21 protein-coding genes are annotated in these 23,193 nt (G+C 51.0%); 7 read left to right on the top strand and 14 right to left on the bottom strand.

All coding sequences use genetic code 11. The annotated features are described in order from the left end of the window. The coding region (locus tag BM271_RS09165) for a hypothetical protein (protein ID WP_234960523.1) at window positions 1–470 on the top strand (470 nt) is incomplete at its 5' end. Here the strand turns inward: BM271_RS09165 and BM271_RS09160 are convergent. Genes BM271_RS09160 through BM271_RS09150 form a run of 3 tightly spaced genes read right to left on the bottom strand, consistent with a single transcriptional unit; the run spans window position 463 to window position 3,478 of the window. Then, window positions 463–1,803, bottom strand: a complete 1,341-nt coding sequence (locus BM271_RS09160) for a CoA-disulfide reductase (RefSeq protein ID WP_046789521.1) — start codon at window positions 1,801–1,803, stop codon at window positions 463–465. The two genes, BM271_RS09165 and BM271_RS09160, sit on opposite strands and share 8 nt — an antisense overlap. 1 nt (window position 1,804) lies before the next feature. Continuing rightward, window positions 1,805–2,647 (bottom strand): DegV family protein, encoded by an 843-nt coding sequence (locus BM271_RS09155; RefSeq protein ID WP_046789522.1) that lies wholly within the window; start codon window positions 2,645–2,647, stop codon window positions 1,805–1,807. An 18-nt stretch (window positions 2,648–2,665) separates the two neighbouring features. Beyond that, window positions 2,666–3,478, bottom strand: a complete 813-nt coding sequence (locus BM271_RS09150) for a Cof-type HAD-IIB family hydrolase (protein ID WP_046789523.1) — start codon at window positions 3,476–3,478, stop codon at window positions 2,666–2,668. A 110-nt stretch (window positions 3,479–3,588) separates the two neighbouring features. Here BM271_RS09150 and BM271_RS09145 point away from each other — a divergent pair, with 110 nt between their 5' ends. Beyond that, window positions 3,589–3,897, top strand: a complete 309-nt coding sequence (locus BM271_RS09145) for a metal-sulfur cluster assembly factor (protein WP_017548013.1) — start codon at window positions 3,589–3,591, stop codon at window positions 3,895–3,897. Window positions 3,898–3,981: 84 nt separating this feature from the next. On the opposite strand, the gene BM271_RS09140 is transcribed toward BM271_RS09145, so the two are convergent. Beyond that, entirely contained in the window at window positions 3,982–4,806 is an 825-nt protein-coding gene (locus tag BM271_RS09140) for an undecaprenyl-diphosphate phosphatase (protein ID WP_046789524.1), read from the bottom strand. Between the two features lie 157 nt (window positions 4,807–4,963). On the opposite strand from BM271_RS09140, the gene clpB reads away from it, so the two are divergent. Next, window positions 4,964–7,552, top strand: coding sequence for an ATP-dependent chaperone ClpB (gene clpB / locus BM271_RS09135; protein ID WP_046789525.1), 2,589 nt, complete (start codon window positions 4,964–4,966; stop codon window positions 7,550–7,552). Between the two features lie 348 nt (window positions 7,553–7,900). Here the strand turns inward: clpB and BM271_RS09130 are convergent, their stop codons facing one another. The 9 genes from BM271_RS09130 to BM271_RS09090 all read right to left on the bottom strand — a co-directional run bounded on the left by BM271_RS09130 (window position 7,901) and on the right by BM271_RS09090 (window position 17,916). Beyond that, on the bottom strand, window positions 7,901–9,289 hold the full coding sequence (locus tag BM271_RS09130) for an alanine/glycine:cation symporter family protein (protein WP_046789526.1): 1,389 nt from the start codon (window positions 9,287–9,289) through the stop codon (window positions 7,901–7,903). Between the two features lie 238 nt (window positions 9,290–9,527). Next, a complete protein-coding gene (locus BM271_RS09125) occupies window positions 9,528–10,307 on the bottom strand; it encodes an amino acid ABC transporter ATP-binding protein (RefSeq protein WP_046789527.1) in 780 nt (259 codons plus the stop codon). Further along, window positions 10,304–10,999 carry an ectoine/hydroxyectoine ABC transporter permease subunit EhuD gene (gene ehuD / locus BM271_RS09120; protein ID WP_082103639.1) on the bottom strand — a complete coding sequence of 232 codons (696 nt, stop codon included), beginning with the start codon at window positions 10,997–10,999 and terminating at the stop codon, window positions 10,304–10,306. The genes BM271_RS09125 and ehuD overlap by 4 nt, the downstream gene beginning before the upstream one ends. Continuing rightward, window positions 10,999–11,661, bottom strand: coding sequence for an amino acid ABC transporter permease (locus BM271_RS09115; RefSeq protein ID WP_082103640.1), 663 nt, complete (start codon window positions 11,659–11,661; stop codon window positions 10,999–11,001). The genes ehuD and BM271_RS09115 overlap by 1 nt, the downstream gene beginning before the upstream one ends. Window positions 11,662–11,733: 72 nt before the next feature. Then, the gene (ehuB, locus tag BM271_RS09110; RefSeq protein WP_052749817.1) at window positions 11,734–12,630 is read right to left on the bottom strand and encodes an ectoine/hydroxyectoine ABC transporter substrate-binding protein EhuB; all 897 of its coding nucleotides are present in this window, start codon (window positions 12,628–12,630) and stop codon (window positions 11,734–11,736) included. A 456-nt stretch (window positions 12,631–13,086) separates the two neighbouring features. Then, window positions 13,087–14,766: a glycerol-3-phosphate dehydrogenase/oxidase gene (locus BM271_RS09105; protein ID WP_046789529.1), complete on the bottom strand. Its 1,680-nt coding sequence runs from the start codon at window positions 14,764–14,766 to the stop codon at window positions 13,087–13,089. Between the two features lie 43 nt (window positions 14,767–14,809). Then, entirely contained in the window at window positions 14,810–16,330 is a 1,521-nt protein-coding gene (gene glpK / locus BM271_RS09100; RefSeq protein WP_046789530.1) for a glycerol kinase GlpK, read from the bottom strand. A 30-nt stretch (window positions 16,331–16,360) separates the two neighbouring features. After that, the gene (locus BM271_RS09095) at window positions 16,361–17,179 is read right to left on the bottom strand and encodes an MIP/aquaporin family protein (protein WP_046789531.1); all 819 of its coding nucleotides are present in this window, start codon (window positions 17,177–17,179) and stop codon (window positions 16,361–16,363) included. A 197-nt stretch (window positions 17,180–17,376) separates the two neighbouring features. Continuing rightward, window positions 17,377–17,916, bottom strand: a complete 540-nt coding sequence (locus tag BM271_RS09090; protein WP_046789532.1) for a glycerol-3-phosphate responsive antiterminator — start codon at window positions 17,914–17,916, stop codon at window positions 17,377–17,379. A 271-nt stretch (window positions 17,917–18,187) separates the two neighbouring features. Here BM271_RS09090 and BM271_RS09085 point away from each other — a divergent pair, with 271 nt between their 5' ends. Next, the gene (locus BM271_RS09085; RefSeq protein WP_046789533.1) at window positions 18,188–19,264 is read left to right on the top strand and encodes an NAD(P)H-dependent flavin oxidoreductase; all 1,077 of its coding nucleotides are present in this window, start codon (window positions 18,188–18,190) and stop codon (window positions 19,262–19,264) included. Between the two features lie 323 nt (window positions 19,265–19,587). Here the strand turns inward: BM271_RS09085 and BM271_RS09080 are convergent, their stop codons facing one another. Beyond that, window positions 19,588–19,788 carry a DUF2929 family protein gene (locus tag BM271_RS09080; protein ID WP_046789534.1) on the bottom strand — a complete coding sequence of 67 codons (201 nt, stop codon included), beginning with the start codon at window positions 19,786–19,788 and terminating at the stop codon, window positions 19,588–19,590. A 468-nt stretch (window positions 19,789–20,256) separates the two neighbouring features. Between BM271_RS09080 and BM271_RS09070 the strand changes: the two genes are divergently transcribed. Genes BM271_RS09070 through opp4B form a run of 3 tightly spaced genes read left to right on the top strand, consistent with a single transcriptional unit; the run spans window position 20,257 to window position 23,184 of the window. Then, complete coding sequence (locus BM271_RS09070; RefSeq protein ID WP_046789535.1) at window positions 20,257–21,285, top strand: ABC transporter ATP-binding protein; 1,029 nt, start codon at window positions 20,257–20,259, stop codon at window positions 21,283–21,285. Further along, a complete protein-coding gene (locus BM271_RS09065; RefSeq protein ID WP_046789536.1) occupies window positions 21,285–22,214 on the top strand; it encodes an ATP-binding cassette domain-containing protein in 930 nt (309 codons plus the stop codon). The genes BM271_RS09070 and BM271_RS09065 overlap by 1 nt, the downstream gene beginning before the upstream one ends. Window positions 22,215–22,221: 7 nt before the next feature. Then, the gene (opp4B, locus tag BM271_RS09060) at window positions 22,222–23,184 is read left to right on the top strand and encodes an oligopeptide ABC transporter permease (protein ID WP_046789537.1); all 963 of its coding nucleotides are present in this window, start codon (window positions 22,222–22,224) and stop codon (window positions 23,182–23,184) included. The last annotated feature ends 9 nt before the right edge of the window (window positions 23,185–23,193 follow it).

Genomic DNA, 23,193 nt, shown 5'->3' with positions numbered 1-23,193 from the left:
CGGCCTTCGTTGGGCGCGACGATGTCCACATGCTGGGGTATCCGGCCTTCGTTGGGGGCGACGACGTCCACATGGCGCGGGTGCTGGCATTCGTTGGGGGCAATGACGTCCATATGCCGGGGTATCCGGCCTTCGTCTGGGGCGACGACGTCCACATGGCGGGGGTGCTGGCCTTCGTCTGGGGCAACGACGTCCATATGGCGGGGTATCCGGCCTTCGTCTGGTGCGACGACGTCCATATGGCGCGGGTGCTGGCATTCGTTGGGGGTAACGACGTCCACATGCCGGGGGTGCTGGCCTTCGTTGGGGGCGACGACGTCCACATGCCGGGGGTGCTGGCCTTCGTTGGGGGCGACGACGTCCACATGCCGGGGTATCCGGCCTTCGTTGTATTTGTGGCGGCCGCCACAAACACAAGACCCGCCGCCCATCTCACAGAGACGGACAGCGGGTCTTACATCATCATTTGAATTTTTTCATCTTCTCTATCGTTTTATACCCCAGCATATTCAACACGCTTTTTGGGCTGGAATACGGCGGGGAATAAGCGACTTCTATATTTACGAGATCTTCGGCAGTGCCGCCGAGCCTGATGTGCGCCGCCAGTAAATCGATGCGTTTGTCGACACCTTCCGTACCGACGACCGCAGCGCGCAGGATTCTGCCGTCTTCTGTCGAAACATAGATCCGCACACGGATCGGCACGCTGCCGTCCATATAGCCGGCCTTGTTCTTCTGCTTATGATCGACGATGAAATGATCATACTCCCGGACTTCATTCTGCTGCAGTCCGAGGGTGGCTATGTCATAATCGAAGAAACGGATGATGTTTGTGCCGAGAAGCCCCTCGAATTTCACATCGTCATCGCCGCCGATCTGATTGGCAATGACATAGGCCATGCGGTGCGCGCCCCAGGCGAGGGCCACCGTCGTCTTCCGATCGACGTGCTGATAAAATGTCTCGATGGCGTCCCCAAGCGCATAGACGCAGTCGGCGCTCGTACATCCGGTCTCATCGGTACAGATGAATCCCGCATCATTCAATGCCACACCGGAGCCACCGAGGAATTCCGTTCTCGGCAAAATGCCGATGCCCGCTACGATCATCGGCGCATCAACTTGTTCCCCGTTGCTCAGCGTCGCAACATTTCCGTCGACTTCCACGATTTCAGTGTTGAGCCTGACATCAACGCCCTGACGCTCCATCTCTTCGATGAAGAAATTCCCGAGATCATCTTCGAGAGGCCGGTAGACTTCCTCGCTTCTGTGAATAAAGGTCACATCCATGCCGCGCCTGACAAAGTTCTCTATCAGCTCGAGGCCGATATATCCGGCGCCGATGACGACCACCTTATTCACATCATGTTCCGCAATATGGGCCTTGATGTCATCGAGGTCTTCCAGGTTATGCAGGACAAATGCCTGCGGCACATCGAGCAGCGCCGGTATTGTGCGCGGTGCGCCGCCCGGCGACAGTATGAGATAATCATACGCTGCTTCAAACTCCCTGTCTTCCTCGAGATCCTTCACAAGCAGTTTCCTGCCCTCGCTGTCCACACTGCGCACTTCGTGATGCGTCTTCACGACGATATCACGTTCCGCCATGGTTGCAGGCGTCGCGGCGACCAGCTTGTCCCGGTCACTCACCTCACCGCCGATGTTATAGGGCAGACCGCAGTTGCCGAAGCTGATGTCGCGCCCCTTTTCGTAGATTGTAATATTGATATCGGGGTTTATTCTGCGGAGTTGGGCCGCAGCCGTTGCGCCACCGGCCACACCGCCGACGATAATTACCTGTTTCATATTAAACACCTTCGTTGAAGTAGAATAGGGCCACTGTGCCATTACCTGTGTGGCTGCTGATTGTCGGGCCGATCATGCTGATTTTCACTTCAGCCGCATTTGTCTCTTCCATTATTTTCTTCTGCAGCTGTTCCGCCTGGTCGTGTGCATTCGCATGTGTGATGTGGACTTCTGCAGCAACATTGTCTGCCTTCATGTGTTTGACCATGCTCGAGAACACCTTCTTTAGGCCCCTGTGTTTCTCAAGCGGAACAAGCCTGCCGTCCTCGACATGGAGCAGAGGTTTGATGTTGAGCAGCCCGCCAAGGAAAGCCTGGCCTTTCGACAGGCGGCCGCCTTTTGCGAGATAGTCGAGGTCGTTTACCGTAAAGAAGTGGCGGATGCTTTTCACATCACTTTCCACCTTCTCGAGGATTTCCTCTTTGGACAGCCCCTCTTCAAGATATCCATGGGCGCGCTCCACGATGAGGCCGAGGCCGTAGCTTGCCGCTTTCGTATCAATGATTGTAATGTCGGCATCAGGGTAATCCTCCAAAACCGTATCCCGTGCAATCACAGCACTCTGATAAGTGCCGGACAGCTCGCTTGAAAATGCGATGTACAGGACAGATTCGCCCTTTTCGACATATGTCATGAACATATCCGTGAACTGCTCCGGATTCGCCTGGCTCGTAAGCGGTCTTTTTCCGCTGGAAATTTCGTTAAGCACTTCCTGGCTGGAGATTTCGATCTGATCCAGATAGTCTTTTCCGTCGATGGTGATCTTCAGCGGAATGAACTCAATGTTTTTTGACTTGAAATCCTGCTGTGATATGTCAGAACAGCTGTCTGCAAATAACTGCATATCAGTCTCCCCTTTCATTTATAGGTTCAGTTTGAAATAATCGTTGAGGAATTTGCCGACGCCGTCGGTTTCATTCGATGATGTTACATAATCCGCAGCTTCCTTCACTTCCTCGATCGCATTGCCCATGGCAACCCCGTGTTTTACATATTTTATCATTTCAGTATCGTTGTCTTCATCGCCGAATGCGATGGTGTGTTCCTGTTCGATGCCGAGGTAGCCGCGGACATAGTCGACACCGACCGCCTTATTGATCCCTTTTTTGACGATCTCGATGACAGGGTAGGGCGCACCCCAGCGGCGGTGTTCAATCGTTTCGGCAAACAGGTCATCAAGCGCCTTCCTTATGCGGGGCACTTCAGGCTCCTCCGCCTGGATCAGTATCGACGTCGGCCCCGATTCCATATTCTGCACCAGATTGCCGATTTTCACCTGCGGGTTGCCCATGCTGAACGCTTCGAAAAGCACTTCGTCATGATAGTGGATATAGACGTTATCCTTCACTTCCGCAATGATATTCTGTATATTCAGATCCGGTACACGATCCACTATTTCCTTCGCCACTTCAAGGTCAAGTTCTTCATGGACCGTTTTGAAATAAAGATCCTGGGGATGGTGGACGAACGCCCCGTTGAAGTTGACGACAGGCGTCGTCATTTCAAGTTCCCAGTAATAAGGTTCGCTCGCCCTGTAGGGGCGGCCGGTGGAGATCATGATTTCATGACCCTGTTTCTTCAAGTGCGACAGCACTTTTTTTGTATATGGACTGATTTTCTTCTCATCTGTCAGAAGTGTACCGTCCAGGTCGAGACATATTAAATATTTGTGCATCAGCTATACTCCTTGTTAATCTTTCATAAAACTATCATATCATTTATATTTTAATAGTGTAATTTTTTTGGTATATTATATAGTATATACTCTAAGAAGGAGTGATATTAATGGATAAAGCTATGGAAGAAAGCATGATGGGCGCACTTGAGAATGTAATTGACCCTGAGCTTGGTATAGACATTGTGAACCTTGGACTTGTGTATGGCGTACATCTCGATGAAGATGGCAAAGCCGGTGTTGAAATGACACTCACATCCATGGGCTGCCCGATGGGGCCGCAAATTGTTGAACAGGTTGAAACTGCACTCGGCGAACTGCCGGAAGTGAAGGAAACCGAAGTCAACATCGTCTGGAACCCGCCGTGGGGCAAAGACAAGATGAGCCGCTATGCAAAAATCGCACTTGGCGTCAGCTAAGATCATATACGTAGGACACCTGCCGATTTGGGCAGGTGTTTTTTTACGCAAAAAACCCCGATCCGCCGGGACCGGGGTTTTTATTCATATGAAGATATAGTAGTAGAGGATGGAGAATGTTCCGAGTGCGAAGCAGTAGTAGCTGAATATCGCAAGGTTTCCATTCGCCATGACATTCTGGAGCCATTTCACCGCAAAATATGTGGCAGCAACTGTGACAAGGAAGCTGAGTGCGTACGGCAGTGCGAGTGCCGCAAGATCAGGGTCATTGACAAGGTCGCCGACGGAAATGAGTGCAGTGCCGAGTGAAACCGGGATGTACAGCAGGAAGACGAAGCGGAGTGCACTCTTCTGGTTCAGGCCGACAGCCATCGAACCGACGAGTGTTGCACCACTGCGGCTTATGCCGGGTGTCAGGGCGATACATTGTGCGAGCCCTACGATGATGGAGTCTTTCACAGTAAGCTCCCCGTCACGTTTCTGTCCGCGTTTGTTTTTGATGATCCAGAGCGCGATACCTGTAACAAGCAGCATGAATCCGACGAATCCCATGGATATGTTCTCCCCGATGACATCTTTGAGGAGGACGCCGAGCACCCCGACGGGAATCGTTGCGATGATGAGGTACATTGTATATTTGAAATCTTTTACAGCCTCCTCATCCCTCTCACGCCTGAAGAAATACCTGTAGAGGTTGCCGAGTATCGCATAGATGTCCCGGCGGTAGACGAACAGGATTGCCAGCAGTGAAGCGGTATTCAGAAAAATTTCAAAAGACAGTCCTTTTGCTTCAATATTGAACAATTCTCTTGCTATGACGAGGTGGCCGCTGGATGAAACGGGTATAGGTTCAGTGATTCCCTGCAGCAGCCCCAGGAATAAGTATTTGATAAGTAGTATGATGTCCAAAAATAAGCCCTCCTAAAATCTCTAAGATATAATATAAATTAATTTGGTTTGAAAAGCTATCAATTACTTGAAAATGCGGGGAGAAAGTGTATAATTAAGTTATGGTCAAAAAAGGTCAAACTTTTATGAATCACTTATTTTCGAAGGAGTGATACACTTGGATATTAACAAAATGACGTATACGGTCCAGTCGATCATCGAGCGTGCCCAAGCGATTTCAGTCGATCTCAAGCTGCAGTCAATTGAAATTGAAGCAGTGATGAAAGCGATGCTTGAGCTGGACGGGAGCATGGCGCCGGATGTCCTGGAACGTGCGAATATTGACACATCCGCACTGCTTGCGGAATACGATGAAAAATTAGGGAAATATAATGTAGTGAGCGGCGACAACGTCCAGTACGGGCAGTACATGTCGAACGGCTTCACACAGCTCGTCAGCCGGGCTGAGAAGATCATGGCGGAGATGAATGATGAATACGTCTCCGTCGAACACCTGGTGCTCTCAGCGGTTGAAACCGAACCGATTATGAAAGAAATCGTGGGGAATAAAGACCAGGTGATCAGAGAGATCATCAACAAAGTAAGAGGGGGAAACCATGTGACAACACAAAATCCGGAAGTACAATATGAAGTATTGGAAAAATACGGCCGCGACCTTGTGGAGGAAGTGAGGAACGGCAACGTCGATCCTGTCATCGGCCGTGATGAGGAAATCCGTAATTCGATCCGCATTCTGAGCCGTAAACGGAAAAACAATCCGGTGCTGATCGGTGAGCCCGGGGTCGGCAAGACGGCGATCGTTGAAGGGCTGGCACAGCGCATCGTGCGCAAAGACGTGCCGGACAGTCTCCTGGACAAGACGATTTTTGAACTGGATCTGTCCGCACTCGTCGCAGGTGCGAAATACCGCGGTGAATTCGAAGAGCGGCTGAAAGCGGTCCTGAAAGAAGTGAAGGAATCCGACGGCCGGATCATTTTATTCATAGATGAAATCCATATGCTCGTCGGCGCCGGCAAGACGGAAGGTGCGATGGACGCAGGCAACATGCTAAAACCGATGCTCGCCCGCGGCGAACTGCACTGCATCGGTGCCACGACGCTGAATGAGTACCGTGAGTACATCGAAAAGGATTCGGCGCTGGAACGCAGATTCCAGAAGGTGCAGATTCCGGAACCGGATGTCGAAGATACGATTTCAATACTGCGCGGCCTGAAGGAGCGCTACGAGGTGCACCACGGTGTAAGGATTACAGACCGTGCACTTGTGGCTGCGGCGGAACTGTCCGACCGTTATATTACAGACCGCTTCCTGCCGGATAAGGCGATCGACCTGATGGACCAGGCGAGCGCGACCATCCGCACGGAGATGGGGTCGAATCCGACGGAGCTCGATCAGATCAACCGCCGTGTCATGCAGCTTGAAATCGAAGAGCAGGCACTTAAGTCTGAGGATGATTCAGTGTCCAGGAACAGGCTGGAGGAGCTGCAGAAGGAATTGTCCGAAGCGCGTGAAGCGCAGCAGGCGCTGACGCAGCGCGTCGAGAAGGAAAAAGCACAGATTCAGAAAGTGACCGGCAAGCGGGAAGAACTGGATCGCGTCCGCAAGGAACTCGAGGAAGCGGAAAACAACTACGAGCTGGAAAAAGCAGCTGAACTCCGCCACGGTCGGCTGCCGTCACTCGAGAAGGAGCTTGCAGAACTGGAAGCACAGCTCCAGGAGGAAAGTGCAGGGGAGAACCGCATCATCCGTGAGGTTGTGACGGAAGATGAAATCGGCTATATCGTCAGCCAGTGGACGGGCATCCCTGTCACCAAACTCGTGGAAACCGAAAAGGATAAACTGCTGAAACTTGCAGACATACTGCACGAACGTGTGGTGGGGCAGGACGAGGCGGTCGACCTGGTGTCGGATGCAGTCATCCGTGCAAGGGCCGGCATCAAAGATCCGGACCGTCCGGTCGGGAGCTTTTTATTCCTCGGTCCGACCGGTGTCGGTAAGACGGAACTCGCGAAGACGCTCGCTGCAACGATGTTCGATTCTGAAAAGCACATGATCCGCATCGACATGAGTGAGTATATGGAGAAACATGCCGTGTCCAGGCTGATTGGTGCACCTCCGGGCTATGTCGGGCATGAAGAGGGCGGACAGCTGACAGAAGCCATCCGCAGACAGCCGTACTCCGTCATCCTGCTGGATGAAGTGGAGAAGGCCCACTCCGATGTATTCAACATCCTGCTCCAGCTGCTCGATGAAGGGCGTCTGACAGATTCGAAAGGACGCGCCGTCGACTTCAGGAATACGATCATCATCATGACATCCAATATCGGATCGCACCATCTGCTCGATTCAATGATAGAAGGCGGCGGGATCACCGATGAAGTTCGGGATACTGTGATGAGCGAAGTGCATATGTACTTCAAGCCTGAAATCATCAACCGCATGGATGACATCGTCATGTTCAGCCCGCTGTCCAAAGACAACATGAAGATGATTACAGATAAACTGATCAATGACCTGAACCGCAGACTGCTGGATCAGCATATGACAGTGGAAGTGACAGATGCAGTCAAAGACTGGATTTCAGACGAAGCATACGAACCGCAATTCGGTGCCCGTCCGTTGAAACGCTTCATCCAGCGCCATATCGAAACACCGCTTGCAAAAGAGCTGATTGCGCGGGACATGGAAGACGGCCTCAAAATCAAAGTGGATTATAAAGACGGCGAATTGAAATTCGATATGTAATGAATACAAAAAACCTTCCCGGAACCTGGTTCCGGGAAGGTTTTTTGTGCCGGCTAACGCTCCATGTGGCCGTCGCCGCGCGGACGAATGCCGGCTAACGCTCCATATGGCCATCGCCGCGCGGACGAATGCCGGCTAACGCTCCATGTGGCCATCGCCGCACGGACGAATGCCGGATAACGCTCCATGTGGCCATCGCCGCGCGAACGAATGCCGGATAACGCTCCATGTGGCCATCGCCGCGCGAACGAATGCCGGCTAACGCTTCATGTGGCCGTCGCCGCGCGGACGAATGCCGGGAAGCACCCCATGTGGCCGTCGCCGCGCGGACGGAAACCGGTCTTTATTCTACATATTCGTTCTTTCAACCGGATTGGCAAAGAACTTCTGTGTTTCAATCCTGATCACCTTATAAAGGAAGAGCAGGCCGATCAGGTTCGGAATCATCATCAGCGCATTGGCTGTATCGGCGAATGCCCACACTGTGGTGAGATCCATTACTGTGCCGAGGAATGTGGCGGTGATGTAGATGACGCCGTAGACGGCCACATATCTCAATCCGAACAGGTACTCGAAGCATTTCGTACCGTACACATACCAGGCGATGATCGTGGAAAATCCGAAGAATATGACGGATATGGATACGATATATTCACCGGCAATACCTAGAGTTGAACCGAATGCGGCACTGGTCAGGGCCCCCGCTTCGAGGTTCGGATCGTGTGTGATTCCGGACAGAAATCCGCCTGACGGATCCCAGAAACCGGTGACTATCAGCACGAGCCCCGTCATCGTACAGACAACAATCGTAACGATGAATGTACCGGTCATCGCAACGAGTGCCTGTTTCACAGGGTGTGTCGTTTTGGCATTACCTGCAATCAGGGCGATTGTACCGAGCCCGGCTTCGTTGGAGAATATCCCTTTCGAAACACCGTGCTGCATCGCCTGGGCAACAACGACACCGGAAAATCCGCCTGCCGCTGAAACAGGGTTGAATGCATGATGGAATATCAGTTCGAATGCCGGGATGATCTGGTCGTAGTTCAATACGAGAATCAGAATGGAACTGCCTACATATAAAACAGCCATGACCGGCACGAATACGCCGGCAACGTTACTGATCCGCCTGATGCCACCGAAGACGATCAGACCGGTCAGAACAACGAGGATGACGCCTGTAATCCATCCTGATACATGGAAGCTGTTGTCCATGACATCGGCAATCGTGTTGGACTGGACGCCGTTCCCGATGCCGAGCGCTGCGAATGCTGCAAAGAATGCGAATAAAACTGCGAGCCACTTGAATTTCGGGCCGATCCCTCTTTCTATGTAATACATGGGCCCGCTGGAATACTCGCCGTCGGAATTTTTAACCCGGTAGATCTGTGCAAGCAGGGCCTCTGCATATTTTGTCGCCATGCCCAGAAGTCCGACGACCCACATCCAGAACAGTGCGCCCGGTCCGCCAAGAGTGATGGCTGTTGCCACCCCCGCGATATTTCCGTTGCCAATCATGCCGGCAAGTGAAGTCATGAGCGCCTTGAAATTACTGACGTCACCTTCCGCGTCTGCATCCTCCTCATCTTTAGTAAATGCGAGCTTGAAAGCATACCATAGCTTCGAGAACTGCAGGCCTCTCAGCTGTAATGTTAAAAAGAGACCGGTCCCTGCGAGTAATATCAGACTGGGCGGCCCCCATAATACTGCGTTGATACGATTCAAAATCTCTAACATAATCCCACTCCTGTTTTTGTGAAAACGCTGTCAAATTGTGCTAAAAAAATATTGGATGAAACAATGATTGATTTATTCACTATAACAGAGAAATAAATTTTTGGTATTGTAATAGTTCGCATTTAAACCATATATTTTCATTTAGAATATAATTTCTCTTTTTTTGAGTGGGAGAGACTTCTGTCCTGCCATGATAAAAAAACCACCCGGCGTTTGAAACCGGGTGGGAACTTGAGTTTTATGCATCGCGGAATCTGCGCAGAAAGTCCTGCAGTCTCGGGTTGTCTGATGTGTTGATCACTTCATCCGCTGTGCCGGATTCAGCGATCACACCGCCGTCCAGGAACAGCACGCGGTCCGCCACTTCCAATGCGAAGTCCATTTCATGCGTGACGAGAACCATTGCCATATCTTCGTTATCCGCAAGGTCACGGATGACTTCAAGGACTTCACCGACAAGCTCCGGATCAAGGGCGGATGTGACTTCGTCAAAAAGCATGATCTTCGGCTTCATCACAAGTGCGCGCGCCATGGCGACACGCTGTTTCTGGCCGCCTGAGAGATGTGACGGGTATGCTTCGTATTTATCGTTGAGCCCGACCCGGTCGAGCATCTGTCTGGACAGTTCGACTGCATCTTTTTTGCTCATTTTCCTCACTTGTACGAGCGGTGTGACGCAGTTGTCCAAAATCGTCTTATGGGGGAACAGGTTGAAATGCTGGAATACCATGCCAATTTCATTTCTCACTTTACTGAGATGTTTTTCATTGGCTTTCTTCATTTTGCCGTCCCCGCCGGCTTCCATCTTCCATAGATTCGTCCCGTCCACTATGATATCCCCGTCCGTCGGTTCCTCCAGGGTCATCAGCAGCCGGATGATGGTCGTCTTACCGGAACCACTGGGCCCGATGATTGCGATTTTCTCAGACGGCCGGATATCCAGGTTGATCCCTTTTAAAACATGAGTATCGCCGAATGATTTATGGATATCTTTATATTGAACAATCGGTTCCATTATTCAGTCACCTTCACTTTCGTGTTCTTTTTATCGAACCTGCGGTTCAGTTTGTCCTCAAGTTTTCTGATCAGCAGCGCTGACGGATAGCTGAGCAGCAGGAACAGGATGGCTACGATTGTCAGCGGTTCGATGTATGACCACGTGTTTGCACCGTATGTCCGTCCCAGACTCAGAATGCCGACCACACCGATTGTCGCTGCAAGCGGCACTTCCTTGAATAAAATGATCAGATAGTTGCCGAGCATCGGAATCGTAGGCGGCAGCGCCTGCGGAAGCACAACTTTCATCCATGTATCTTTTCTGGAAAAGTTGAGTGCCTTCGCCGCTTCCCACTGGCCTTTATCGACACTTTCGATGCCTGAGCGGTATACTTCTGAGATATAAGTCGAGAAGTGCACGCCCAACGCGATCATCGCCGCAACGAACGGGGTAAATGATGTCCCGATATATGGCACCATCGGCCATGCGAAATAAAGGAAGAATATCTGTACAATCGGAGGTGTCGACCGTATGAATTCCCGTATCCAGTAGATTACGAAATTAAACGGTTTCAATGGTGTCGATTCGAGCATGAGCCAGATGAATCCGGCCGCGATGGCAAGCAGATAGCTTGTGAACGTCAGGCCGAGCGTAACGTTTATTCCCTTGATGATGAAAGGAAATGCATCAATGAATGTTTCCCAGCTCCACATCAGCTTGCCACCCCTTTCCTGGCGATTTTCTCACCTTTTTTAGACAGCCAGATTAATGGCAGAGCAATGATGAAGTACATGATGAGCACCATCAGATAAGCCAAAGGACCTTCGGACAAGTTGGTGGAACGGTAAATGTCCCCGTAGTAGAGTATATCCGTCAGTCCGATCAGTGATACCAGTGCCGTCCCTTTAAGTATCTGTATGGAATAGTTCCCGAACTCAGGCAACATCAGGCGCAGTGCCTGCGGCAGTATGATATGCCTCATCCGCTGCACAGGGGACAGATTCAATGCGATGGCGGCTTCGGTCTGTCCTTTATCCACAGCAAGGATTGAAGTCCTGACCACTTCCGACATGTATGCCCCGTAGTTCAATGCAATGGCAATCACCCCGACCCACCAGTTGCTGCCAAGATGGATGTCGAACAATATCGGTACCGCATAGTAGAGCCAGAACAGTTGGACAATCAGGGAGGTCCCTCTGAACACCTCTACATAAAACGCCGTCACACCGCGGATGATGGGGTTTTTCATCATCCGCGAGAGACCGGCAATAAACGCCATGATATATGAAAATAGCGCTGCTGTTAAAAAGATACTGACCGTCGTCCATAATCCCTGAGACAGGTACGTCAGTATATTCAAGGCGGAATCAAACATCCACTCACTCCTTATTCAGAAAATAAAAAGGTCCAGTCTTTCCTAAAGGATTACTGGACCAAAGCATAATTATTAACCTTCGCTTCCACCTTCGCATAACTCTGAAGCAGTGATTCCATCAACTTCCACGCGGTTGTTTTCTGCAGTGAAACCTTGGGAATTATCCAGAATTTCATCAATGGTTCCATCTTCTTTTAATGTTTTCAGCGCTTCATTGTAAGCTTCGCGGAGACCTTCATCCTCCATGTTGAATGCAGCTGCACCGAAGCTTGGAATGCCTTCGATATCCGGCTGTTCGAAGTCTTCTACGATTTCCACTTCGTCGCTGCCGAGTGATTCATATGCAGCACGGAGTGTCGCTTCAGTCGCTGCAGTTACGTCAGCATTTCCGGATTGTACAGCAGCGAGCTGTCCCGGAATATCTGCAACTGACATGAACTGGCTCGGATCCACGCCTTCACTTTCAAGGAATTCAAATTGGGTTGTCCCTTCCATCAGTGCCACTGTCACATCAGGATTTTCTGCAATGTCAGCATAGCTGTGGATATCGTGGGGATTGCCGGCCGCAACAACCAGACCCTCACCATATTGCATTTCAGGTTCTGCAAACAGTGCATTTTCACATCTGTCCGGCTGGATCGCCATACCGGCAGTTATGACATCGTACTGACCAGCCTGTACACCAGGAATCAGTTCGCCCCAGTCCGTCAGATGGCCCTCCACGTTTTCAACACCCATTTCTTCGAATACAGCAGTCGCAATATCAATTGCCGCACCCTCAAGTTCTCCTGTCTCCGAATTTTCATATGCATAAGGCGGTTCATTCGCGAAACCGATATTCACCGTGCCGGCTTCCTGCAGTTCAGCAACGCGGTCATCAGCTTCAGCATCGCCTTCACCGCCGCCTCCGCCGCATGCACTCAGTACGAGTGCCGCCCCGAACGTAAGTAAGATCGAAAGTTTCTTCAAAACAATCTCCTCCTAGTAAGTATTTTTTTCCTTAAATTGGATACATCGTACACGAACAGTATACCGAAGTGACTTTCTATGTCAAATTCATGATGAAAAGTATAAAAATGGGTTTTGAAGCGTGCAAGGGTTACTTAATACAGTGGAGTTGTAAATTAAAAGCAAACCTCATCTGCATTTTACTACAGATGACAGATAATTCAAACTACTTTTGAGGAAAATTACAACCAATTCGAATAATTATTGTACTAATACACCTTGTATTGGGTCCCCCTGTATATGTATAACCAGAGGATTCGCCGGATATGAATAAAGACCTCTCAGTGTCCAGGGAACCACTTTACCGGTCACTGTAATTCCACAATGGCCGATAACATCACTTTGCCCTCACTCCCAAAGCCGGCACAAAAAATCCCACACCTCATCAGAAGAGGGTGGGATCATTATCAAACCATTCTATTTTTCTGCGACCGGCCGTGTGGCTTCACGGTAGGAGCGGTCGAGTTCCGCTTCATATTCAGCGCGCTCTGCATCATCCCATTCCAGGATGCTGCTCATCAGTTCCACGACACCGTCGCGGTACTGATTCACCTTGTCGATCGAGAAGTACATATCGCTGCTCCTTCTCACAAAGTAGTCCGTCGGCTTGTACACCATCTCATGCTGGATGGAATACAGCACCTGGGCGTGGACTGCGAGGGGCAGGCCGTAGCGGTTGAACTCGGCAGTGTCTTTCAGGTTGCCGGCAATTTCAAATATCAGTTCCGTGTTGCTGCCGTATTTCTTCGCAACTTCGCGGCCGTCATCCACCGTCAGGCCGAATGAAGGGGCACGTCCCGCCATGCGCTGCACATACGGCCAGTAGTTGTCACTGCCGCCGATGTCGCCGCCTGACATCGGTTGATGTTTCGTATCACTTTTCCTGAATTTCAGACCGTAATCGGATTCCAGACGTTTGGTAACCAGATCCACAATCTCCTTGGCCATATGGCGGTAGCCCGTCAGTTTGCCGCCGGCGATGGTGATCAGGTTGCTGTCCGCTTCCCAGATCTCATCCTTCCTGGAAATGTCGGACGGATCCTTGCCTTCTTCCAGTATCAATGGCCTGAAACCGGCCCAGGTGGACTCGATGCTGCTGTCCCTGAGGTCGAGGCCGGGGAACATATAGTTCGCCGCATCCAGCAGATAATGCCTGTCATCGGCGGTCACCGCCGGCATCTCCTTATCATCACCGTCATAGAACGTATCCGTTGTACCGACATACGTCTTACCATTGCGCGGTATCGCGAAAATCATGCGTCCGTCGGACTTCGCATCAAAATAGACCGCCTGTCCGAGCGGGAAGTCCTCATGATCGAATACGATATGGACACCCTTTGAAAGCTGCAGCTGCTTTTTGCCTTTCTTCGCTTCAGGGTCATGGGAGCGGACATCATCCACCCACGGCCCCGTCGCATTGATCACCCGGCGGCCGAGGAGCTGGTAAGTTTCACCGTCCAGCTGATCTTCGGCACGGATGCCGACAATCTTCCCTTTATCATAGACGAAGCCGTCCGCCTTCACATGGTTCACCGGATCGGCACCGAATTCAGCCGCCTTCTTCATCACTTCAATCGTCATGCGTGCATCATCGGTCTTATACTCGACATAATAGCCGCCGCCGAGCAGCGCATCACGTTTAACCAGCGGCTCTTTTTCAAGCACCTGATCAACAGAGAGCATCTGACGGTGTTCACTTTTCCTCACCTCTGCAAGCATGTCGTATACGCGGAGACCGATGCTTGTCGTAAAGCGGCCGAACGTCCCGCCTTTATGGAAAGGCAGCAGCATCCATTCAGGTGTCGTCACATGCGGCCCGTTTTCGTACACGATGGCACGCTCACGGCCGGTTTCACGCACAACGCCGACCTGGAACTGCTTCAGGTAGCGCAGTCCGCCGTGGACAAGCTTCGTACTTCTGCTGCTCGTCCCTTCGGCAAAATCCTGCATCTCGACAAGGGCGACCTTCATGCCGCGCTTCGATGCATCCAGTGCAATCCCCGCACCTGTAATGCCCCCTCCGATGACAACGATATCGTAATCCACTTCCTGCATATGCTTAAGCTGATCTTTTCTGGTTAATGTATTGAGCATGATGTCCCTCCTAATTTTTTGGGTAATAAAGGGCCCGCGGCCTTTATTATTCTTCGTTCTGAGTGTGTTTGCGTTTAGGTTTGAATGTCTGCGTGGCTTTCACTGCAGCCTGCCAGCCTTCATATAAGTCTTCCCGTTCAGTCTGTTCCATCTCCGGTTTGAACACGGTATCCGTGTCGCTGACCCTTTTCAGCTCATCCGTGGAGCTCCAGAAACCGACGGCAAGTCCTGCAAGGTACGCAGAGCCGAGTGCAGTCGTTTCAATCACTTCAGGGCGCTCGACTTCCGTATCGAGCAGATCCGACTGGAACTGCATCAGGAAGTCGTTGGCAACAGCACCACCGTCAACGCGGAGCGTCGCCATTTTTATATCAGAGTCCTTCTGCATCGCATCCAGGACGTCCTTCGTCTGGTAGGCGAGAGACTCGAGCGTCGCTCTGACGAAGTGTTCTTTCTCAGTGCCGCGGCTCAGGCCGAATATGGCACCGCGTGCCTCGGAATCCCAGTAGGGCGCACCGAGTCCGGTGAATGCCGGAACGACATAGACGCCCTCTGTCGATTCAATGCGGGTAGCATAATTTTCAGATTGCGGGGAAGACTTGAACATGCGCAGCCCGTCGCGCAGCCACTGGATGGCGGAACCGGCTACGAAGATTGAACCTTCGAGTGCATATTTCACTTCGCCGTCCATTCCGTATGCGATGGTCGTAAGCAGTCCGTTCTCACTTTTGATGGCTTCCGTGCCCGTATTCATCAGCAGGAAGCAGCCGGTGCCGTATGTGTTCTTCGCATCGCCTTCGTTGAAGCATGTCTGCCCGAAGAGGGCAGCCTGCTGGTCCCCGGCAACCCCGGCAATCGGAACATTGCGTCCGAAGAAGTGGGATGTCGTCGTCTCGCCGTATACCTCACTGGAAGATTTCACTTCGGGCAGCATGGACTCCGGTACTCCCAGAATATCCAGCAGCTCCGTATCCCATTTGAGATCGTGGATGTTGTACATCAGCGTCCGGCTTGCATTCGTATAGTCCGTGACATGCACTTTGCCTTCCGTAAATCTCCAGATGAGCCATGTATCGATCGTACCGAAGAGCAGATCGCCGTTCTCCGCCTTTTCACGGGCGCCGTCCACATTGTCCAGAATCCATTTCACCTTCGTCCCCGAGAAGTAGGGATCGAGCAGAAGGCCGGTCTTATCGCGGAACGTCTCCTCGTAATCCTGATCCTTCAGCTCCTCGCATATATCCGCAGTCTGCCTGGACTGCCAGACGATCGCGTTATATACGGGCCTGCCGGTATTCTTGTCCCAGACGACGGTCGTTTCACGCTGGTTCGTTATACCGATTGCTTCAACCTGTTCTGCGGAAATATCATTCTCTGTCAGGGCGCCGGCGATTACGGCGAGTACTGAGCTCCAGATTTCATTGGCGTTATGTTCCACCCAGCCGGACTGCGGAAAGTACTGTTTGAATTCCCTTTGGCTGTCCGCCACGATATTGCTGTCCTTGTCAAAAAGGATGGCACGGGAACTTGTGGTCCCCTGGTCAATTGACATGATGTATTTTTCCATAGATTAAAAACCCCTTTTATGATTTGTTTTTTACATAAGTTTCGATGTATTTTCCTTAAGGATGCTCTTATTAAGAAATACCCCGAACAAAAGAACTAAAACGGTGGCGGCGATGGCTATAATCAGGAAAATGTCCGTTTTACCGGTGAACACCGTGTTGTAGACCGCTGCTCCAAGTGCACCGCCGGTGAGCGGTCCGATGAATGGAACCACCGCGTATTTAAAGTTGGATGTTCCTTTGCCGGGAATCGGCAGAAGGAAATGGGCGAGTCTCGGTCCGAAGTCACGTGCCGGGTTGATTGCGTACCCTGTTGTACCGCCGAGTGACAGACCGATTGCTGTAATCAGGAAGCCGACGATGAGCGGGTTCAGTCCTTCCGTGAAATCATTTGCACCGATGAATAAGAGGCCCATCACCAGGATGAAAGTGCCGATGATTTCACTTGCGAAGTTGGAGACGTAGTTGGGATATGAAGGCCCTGTTGAAAATACACCCAGTTTTGTCCCTTCGTCCTCTTCAGCTTTGAAGTGCGGCATAAAGTGCAGCCAGACGATGGCAGCACCGAGCATGGCTCCTGTAATCTGGGCGATGATGTACGGGATGACCATTCCCCATTCAAAATCACCTGCGACAGCGAATCCAAGCGTTACGGCCGGATTGATGTGGGCGCCTGAAAACTGCCCGATGGCATAGATGGCAAACGTCACGGCAAACCCCCAGCCGAACGCGACAACCACCCAGTCTGATCCCCTGGCAAGGGATCCTTTCAAATTGACGTTGGCGACAACACCGCACCCGAAGAGGGCAAGGATTGCCGTACCAACAAATTCTGCAATGTAGACATTCACTGCAAATCACTCCTTTGTTTGTTTAAATGCGCCGATAAAACTTAAAAAAGCCCGCACTCATAGCTATGTACAGCTATAAATGCGGGCTCTAGATCTCCGTGTCCTATCAACTTACTCACTAATTTATACCATTTTGGTAACGCTGTCAACTTATTTCAGAAATAAATAATGCAGGCATGCATATTTTATTCAGCGGACTATTGGTTGAACCACAGAGCACGGTTGGATGTGGTAACATATTTTGCACCGGCGGCCAATGCATCTTCAACTTCGGCCTGCGTTTCGATCAGGCCGCCTGCAATGACATCGGCATTCACTTCCTGGGTGAACAGATGGATGACTTTCGGCACGACGCCCGGAAGGATCTCGATCAAGTCCGGTTCGGTCTGTTTGACGAGTTCGATGCTTTTCTCGATCGCGGAAGTGTCGATGACGAATATGCGGAGGACCGTCTTCATCCCGAGACTGTTCGCCTTCTTTATCAGCCTGCCGCGCGTCGTGATGATGCCGGTGGGTTTAAAACGCTGATGGATGAATTCCAGTGAAGCGATATCAGCGGAAAGCCCTCTGATCAGATCAAGGTGCAGATAAACTTCAAAACCATGCTGTTTCATCGTGGTCAGATGGCTTTCGAGATGTCCGATATGGATATCGAGGACGACGCATTCCCTGTAGTCACTGCCGATGAGCTTTTCAAAATCCTTCATCGATCTGACTGCCGGTAGTATTTTAACCATTGTGATACTCCATTCGTAATTGATTTCAATAATATTCCATGATAGCTGAAACGGACAGTTTTGTATAGTTTTACCCTTATAAGTGTGTATAGGGAAGCGCAGTACAGGGTATAGGGAGTTGGATGAAGGTCATTTCGAGCCCGGAATGCGGGCCGCTCCGTATCGATGTTCCTGATCCATGTTATTTAATGCATTTTTAAATGGGGACTATATAATAGAAGAAAGTGGTATGACCACTGAGCAGTAATCATAGGACAGGAGGAGATTTACAATGGATTCAAAAAGAGTGAGGGGGCTGCTCGGAGTGGAGCATGCAATCATCCAGGCACCGATGGCGGGCGGCATTACGACGAGCGGACTCGTGTCGGAAGTGTCGAATGCCGGAGGGCTCGGAATGATTGCTGCCGGAAGCCTCGGCCCTGAGGATCTGCGTGGTCTGATACAGGAAACGAGGGCACGGACCGGAAGGCATTTCGGAGTGAATCTGTTCATTCCGCGGGATTTCGAAGTGACGGACCGAGACATCAGCCGGGCACTCGGACTTCTGCGGCCGGCGTATGAAGCTTTCGATCTCGGGCAGAAAGAGATCACGCCGCCCGCCCCGGAAGATATCCGTGAAAAATTCGAAGCCCAGCTCGATGTCGTCATCGAAGAGGGAGTGCCGATTGTCTCTTTCATCTTCGGCGTTCCGCACGATGATCAGATCCTGCGCCTGAAAGAAGCGGGCATCATCATGCTCGCGACTGCAACGACTGCAGAAGAAGCCGCAGCCATCGAGGCCGCCGGCATGGATGCAGTCATACTCCAGGGTTCGGAGGCCGGCGGCCACCGCGGTGCATTCCTCAGAAGCTCAGAAGACAGCCTCATCGGCCTCATGTCCCTCATTCCGGATGCAGCCGCCCGGGTGGATATTCCTGTTATAGCGGCGGGCGGCATCATGACCGGCAGGAATATTGCGGCCGCCGGGATACTCGGAGCGGAAGGTGTGCAGATGGGGACCGCATTTCTGGCGGTGCACGAAAGCGGGGCGCATCGGCTTCATAAGAGCATCCTGACTGAATTCAGGGATGCTCCGGCTGTGCTGACAAAACTGTTTACAGGCAGACAGGCGAGGGCCGTGAAGAACAGGTTCATATCCGAGTTCAGCGGCGTTCAGGAAGAGATGGTGGATTACCCTGTCCAGCGCAGTCTGACACAGCCGTTTCAGGATGCGTCAAAAGAGAGCGGTGTGCCCGATTATGCAATGCTGCTCTCGGGCCAAGGCAAACAGTCTGCGCGCGATATCTCTGCCGCGGATCTTATGGAAAGGCTGGCCGCTGAAGCGGAGGCGTTTAAATTCAGGATATAGGAAGATGATGCGACTGGCTGTTTTTCAAGTGTACCGGTTTTTATTTCTAACTGGATGGCGGGCAGGAACTGAAATGTGTTATACATTAAAACGATGCATCAATTCACATTAAAAAGGTCGGTTATAAGCGCTTTTGCCGCCGAAAAAGGGGGGCCGGGAAAGTACAAAACTGCCGCGTCTTGAATATAAACCGGATGCCGGCTGAGCCCGGCAGGAAGCCTGGAGTTCACCCGGCGACACCAGTCCGGATTTCAAATTCCCGAAACTGAATATGAAATAATAAAACCCGCAGCCGGTTATGGTCTGCGGGTTTTAAAATCGTATTAATGGTTGTGCTGTGCTTCATTTTCCTCGTCGGGATGTTTAAGCATTACGTCAAAGATGGCGATTGTGGCTGTAATGATCACTGCCAGCGCAACACCGCTCCAGAACATATAAGGGCTGCCGCCGCCAAGACTGTTCAGGACGAAGTTAACCATCTGTGTAAGCATGAATGCCCAGATAAAGCTGATTACGTATCTCATGGTCCTGCCTCCACTACATATATTATATAAATTAATAATAACTTAAAAGGGTGTATATGTATAGTGCCAATCAGAGTGATTGGTGTCAAAAAGCAAACAAAATATATTTTTCACAAAATCACATGATAAACAGAACATGGACGCATTCTTTTTGTAAACGCTTACAAATTTCAGAAAAAAATATTGGCTGAGGGTATTGAAAAGGGTTATGCAATGGTGTATATTTAACCTTTGTAATATACAAATTATTGTTACAATTCAAAAAACAGATGTTGCATATTGTAATCTCCGGAATTACAATATGTATAACATCGGATTTGCTGCACTGTCTGATAAATCACATCGTAATCCTGATCAGGCAAAAGACTGTTATATTCCATTTGGGAGGATATACAGCGCCGCAGCGGTTTTGATTTTCAAGAGAGATAACAAAGGGTTGAAGAGTAAGAAAAGAATGGGTGGGTAAAAATGTCTGAGAAATTACTTGAGGTCAACGATCTTACGACTTCGTTCAAGATCAAGGGTGAGTATTATCCGGCGGTCGACCATGTTTCGTTCAGCATCAAACCGAATGAGGTGCTGGCGCTTGTGGGAGAATCCGGGTCAGGGAAGAGTGCTACGGCATTTTCGCTGATGGGCCTGCACACGAAGGCCCGCATAGAAGGGGAAGTGAGATTCCAGGAGAGGGAACTGACGGAACTCAGTACCGGTAAGATGAATAAAATACGCGGCGGAGACATGTCGATGATCTTCCAGGATCCGATGACCGCTCTGAATCCGCTGATGAAAGTAAAACTGCAGATTATGGAAACACTGAAACTGCATGGGACGAAATCGAAAAATGAGAGAGAATCCTATGCGGTTGAATTACTGGATAAAGTCGGGATACCACGTCCGGAAAGGGTGGCTGAAGCTTTTCCGCATGAATTGTCCGGGGGGATGCGACAGCGTGTCGTCATCGCCATCGCCATTGCGAACAGGCCGAAACTCCTGATTGCGGATGAACCGACGACTGCACTGGATGTGACTATCCAGGCACAGATACTGGACCTGATCCGGGACCTGCAGGATGACCTGGGCTCAGGTGTCCTTCTGATCACGCATGACCTTGGTGTTGTTGCTGAAATGGCGGACCGTGTAGCGGTGATGTACGCCGGGCAGATTGTCGAAGTGGCACCGGTGCGGGAACTGTTCAAGAACCCCCGGCATCCATATACACGGTCGCTGCTGAATTCGCTGCCGTCCGAAGACATGCTCGGAAGCAAGCTGCATGTAATCGAAGGTGTCGTCCCGCCGCTCAACAAGATGGACAGGGACGGCTGCAGATTCGCCCCGCGCATCCCGTGGGTCCCCGCTTCGGAACATGAAGACAATCCGGAGCTTCGTGAGATTGCCGGCGACCACTTTGTAAGATGCACATGCTACAGGAATTTCCATCTGAATAATGAAGAAACGGCAGCTGAATCATTGGAAACCGGTACCGGAGGTAGAGCCTGATGACACTACTTGAGATAAAAGACCTTAAAGTGCATTATCCGATCAAAGGCGGATTTTTCAACACCGTCAAAGACTATGTCAAAGCGGTGGATGGTGTGAGCATCAATATTCCCGAAGGGACGTCCTACGGCCTGGTCGGTGAATCCGGTTCGGGCAAAACGACAACGGGCAAAGCGGTGATGGGACTGAATCATATCACCGGGGGGGATATTTTATTCGACGGCCGGAAACTGAACACATCGGGCAGGAAAGTCGATGTCCGGGATGATATCCAGATGATCTTCCAGGATCCGTATTCTTCATTGAATGCCCGGAAACGTGTAATAGATATCGTCGCTGAGCCGATTCGGAATTATCATAAACAATCCAAAAATGAACTGATGGAAGCAGTGCTGGATCTTCTGGACCGCGTGGGGCTTCCGAGAGATGCCCTGTATAAATACCCGCATGAATTCTCGGGCGGTCAGCGTCAGCGGATTGGTGTGGCACGTGCCATCGCCCTTAATCCGAAACTCATCATTGCTGACGAACCTGTATCGGCACTGGATGTCTCCGTCCAGGCACAGGTGCTCAACTTCATGCAGGAAATCCAGCGGGATATGAACCTGACGATGATGTTCATCGCCCATGACCTGGGCGTCGTGCGTCACATGTGCCAGCATATCGGCATCATGTACCAGGGACGCCTCGTGGAAGAGGGGACAGCAGAGGATATATTCTCAAACCCACAACATATATATACGAAACGTCTGATTGCGGCCATTCCCGACACGAATGTGGATAGAATCGAACGCAACCTGGAAATGAGGCAGACGGTCAAGACGGAATATGACCAGAACTTCTCAGACTATCTCGACGACGGGGGAAGAGCGTTCCCATTACAATCCATTTCGGAGACGCACAGAGTTGCGCTGCCGGTGAAAGGGTGATGAACTGATGCTGAAATTTACGATTAGACGTTTACTCGTCACATTTCCACAGCTGGTCGTGCTCAGTGTCCTGGTCTTCATAATGGGCTCACTGATGCCCGGAGATGCATTGTCAGGCCTGATCGATCCGACGATACCGAGAGAGGCGATCGAAGCGAAGCGTGAAGCGCTCGGACTGAACAACCCATGGTACATACAATACAGGGACTGGGTGTTCGCGATGTTCCAGGGCGACTTCGGGAATTCGATTTTCCACCAGCGTCCGGTACTGGATGTCATCGGTGACAGACTGCTGAATACTATCTGGCTGTCGCTCTTCTCGACAGTCCTGATCTATCTGCTCGGTCTGCCGCTCGGCCTCGTATCCGGCCGCTACAATGACTCTCTGCTTGATACGACGATCACAGGGTATACATACCTTGGCTTCGCGACGCCGCAGTTCATATTCGGATTGGTACTGCTCTGGATTTTCGGGTATAACCTGGGATGGTTCCCGACCGGCGGCTCAGTAGGGCCAGGCATAGAACCGGGGACGCTTGACTATGTCCTCAGTAAGATGAACCATCTGGTGCTGCCGAGTTTCGCAATTGCACTGATCGGCCTGGTCGGTACGGTGCAGTATCTCAGAAGCGGCATTATCGAAACGAAACAGAAGGACTTTATCGTATTGGCGCGTGCCAAAGGGGTGAATGAGTCCGCAGTGTACAACAGACATATATTCAGAAACTCCATACTTCCGATTGCGGCATTCTTCGGCTATGAAATCGTGGCGCTCCTGGGCGGATCAATTTTCATAGAGATGATCTACAGCTACCCGGGCATGGGCAGACTGTTCCTCGATTCCATATCGACGCGTGACTTCAGTGTGGCAAACGTTCTTATCCTGTTCTACGGGTTCATGGCAATTGTTGGTGCACTGCTGTCCGACATCATCCTGAGTATCGTAGATCCAAGGATACGCATCAAGTAAGGGGGCGGA

Origin of the sequence: Salinicoccus halodurans (genome assembly GCF_900114445.1) — a bacterium.
GTDB classification, from domain to species: Bacteria; Bacillota; Bacilli; order Staphylococcales; family Salinicoccaceae; genus Salinicoccus; species Salinicoccus halodurans.
Note: the sequence above shows the minus strand (reverse complement) of the source record. Positions and strands in the feature narration are given on the sequence as shown.

Coding starts and splice junctions, on each gene's coding strand:
- BM271_RS09160 (WP_046789521.1), bottom strand. CDS start 1,803: ATGAAACAGGTAATTATCGTCGGCGGTGTGGCCGGTGGCGCAACGGCT.
- BM271_RS09155 (WP_046789522.1), bottom strand. CDS start 2,647: ATGCAGTTATTTGCAGACAGCTGTTCTGACATATCACAGCAGGATTTC.
- BM271_RS09150 (WP_046789523.1), bottom strand. CDS start 3,478: ATGCACAAATATTTAATATGTCTCGACCTGGACGGTACACTTCTGACA.
- BM271_RS09145 (WP_017548013.1), top strand. CDS start 3,589: ATGGATAAAGCTATGGAAGAAAGCATGATGGGCGCACTTGAGAATGTA.
- BM271_RS09130 (WP_046789526.1), bottom strand. CDS start 9,289: ATGTTAGAGATTTTGAATCGTATCAACGCAGTATTATGGGGGCCGCCC.
- ehuD (WP_082103639.1), bottom strand. CDS start 10,999: ATGTGGAGCTGGGAAACATTCATTGATGCATTTCCTTTCATCATCAAG.
- BM271_RS09115 (WP_082103640.1), bottom strand. CDS start 11,661: ATGTTTGATTCCGCCTTGAATATACTGACGTACCTGTCTCAGGGATTA.
- glpK (WP_046789530.1), bottom strand. CDS start 16,330: ATGGAAAAATACATCATGTCAATTGACCAGGGGACCACAAGTTCCCGT.
- BM271_RS09090 (WP_046789532.1), bottom strand. CDS start 17,916: ATGGTTAAAATACTACCGGCAGTCAGATCGATGAAGGATTTTGAAAAG.
- BM271_RS09085 (WP_046789533.1), top strand. CDS start 18,188: ATGGATTCAAAAAGAGTGAGGGGGCTGCTCGGAGTGGAGCATGCAATC.
- BM271_RS09080 (WP_046789534.1), bottom strand. CDS start 19,788: ATGAGATACGTAATCAGCTTTATCTGGGCATTCATGCTTACACAGATG.
- BM271_RS09070 (WP_046789535.1), top strand. CDS start 20,257: ATGTCTGAGAAATTACTTGAGGTCAACGATCTTACGACTTCGTTCAAG.
- BM271_RS09065 (WP_046789536.1), top strand. CDS start 21,285: ATGACACTACTTGAGATAAAAGACCTTAAAGTGCATTATCCGATCAAA.
- opp4B (WP_046789537.1), top strand. CDS start 22,222: ATGCTGAAATTTACGATTAGACGTTTACTCGTCACATTTCCACAGCTG.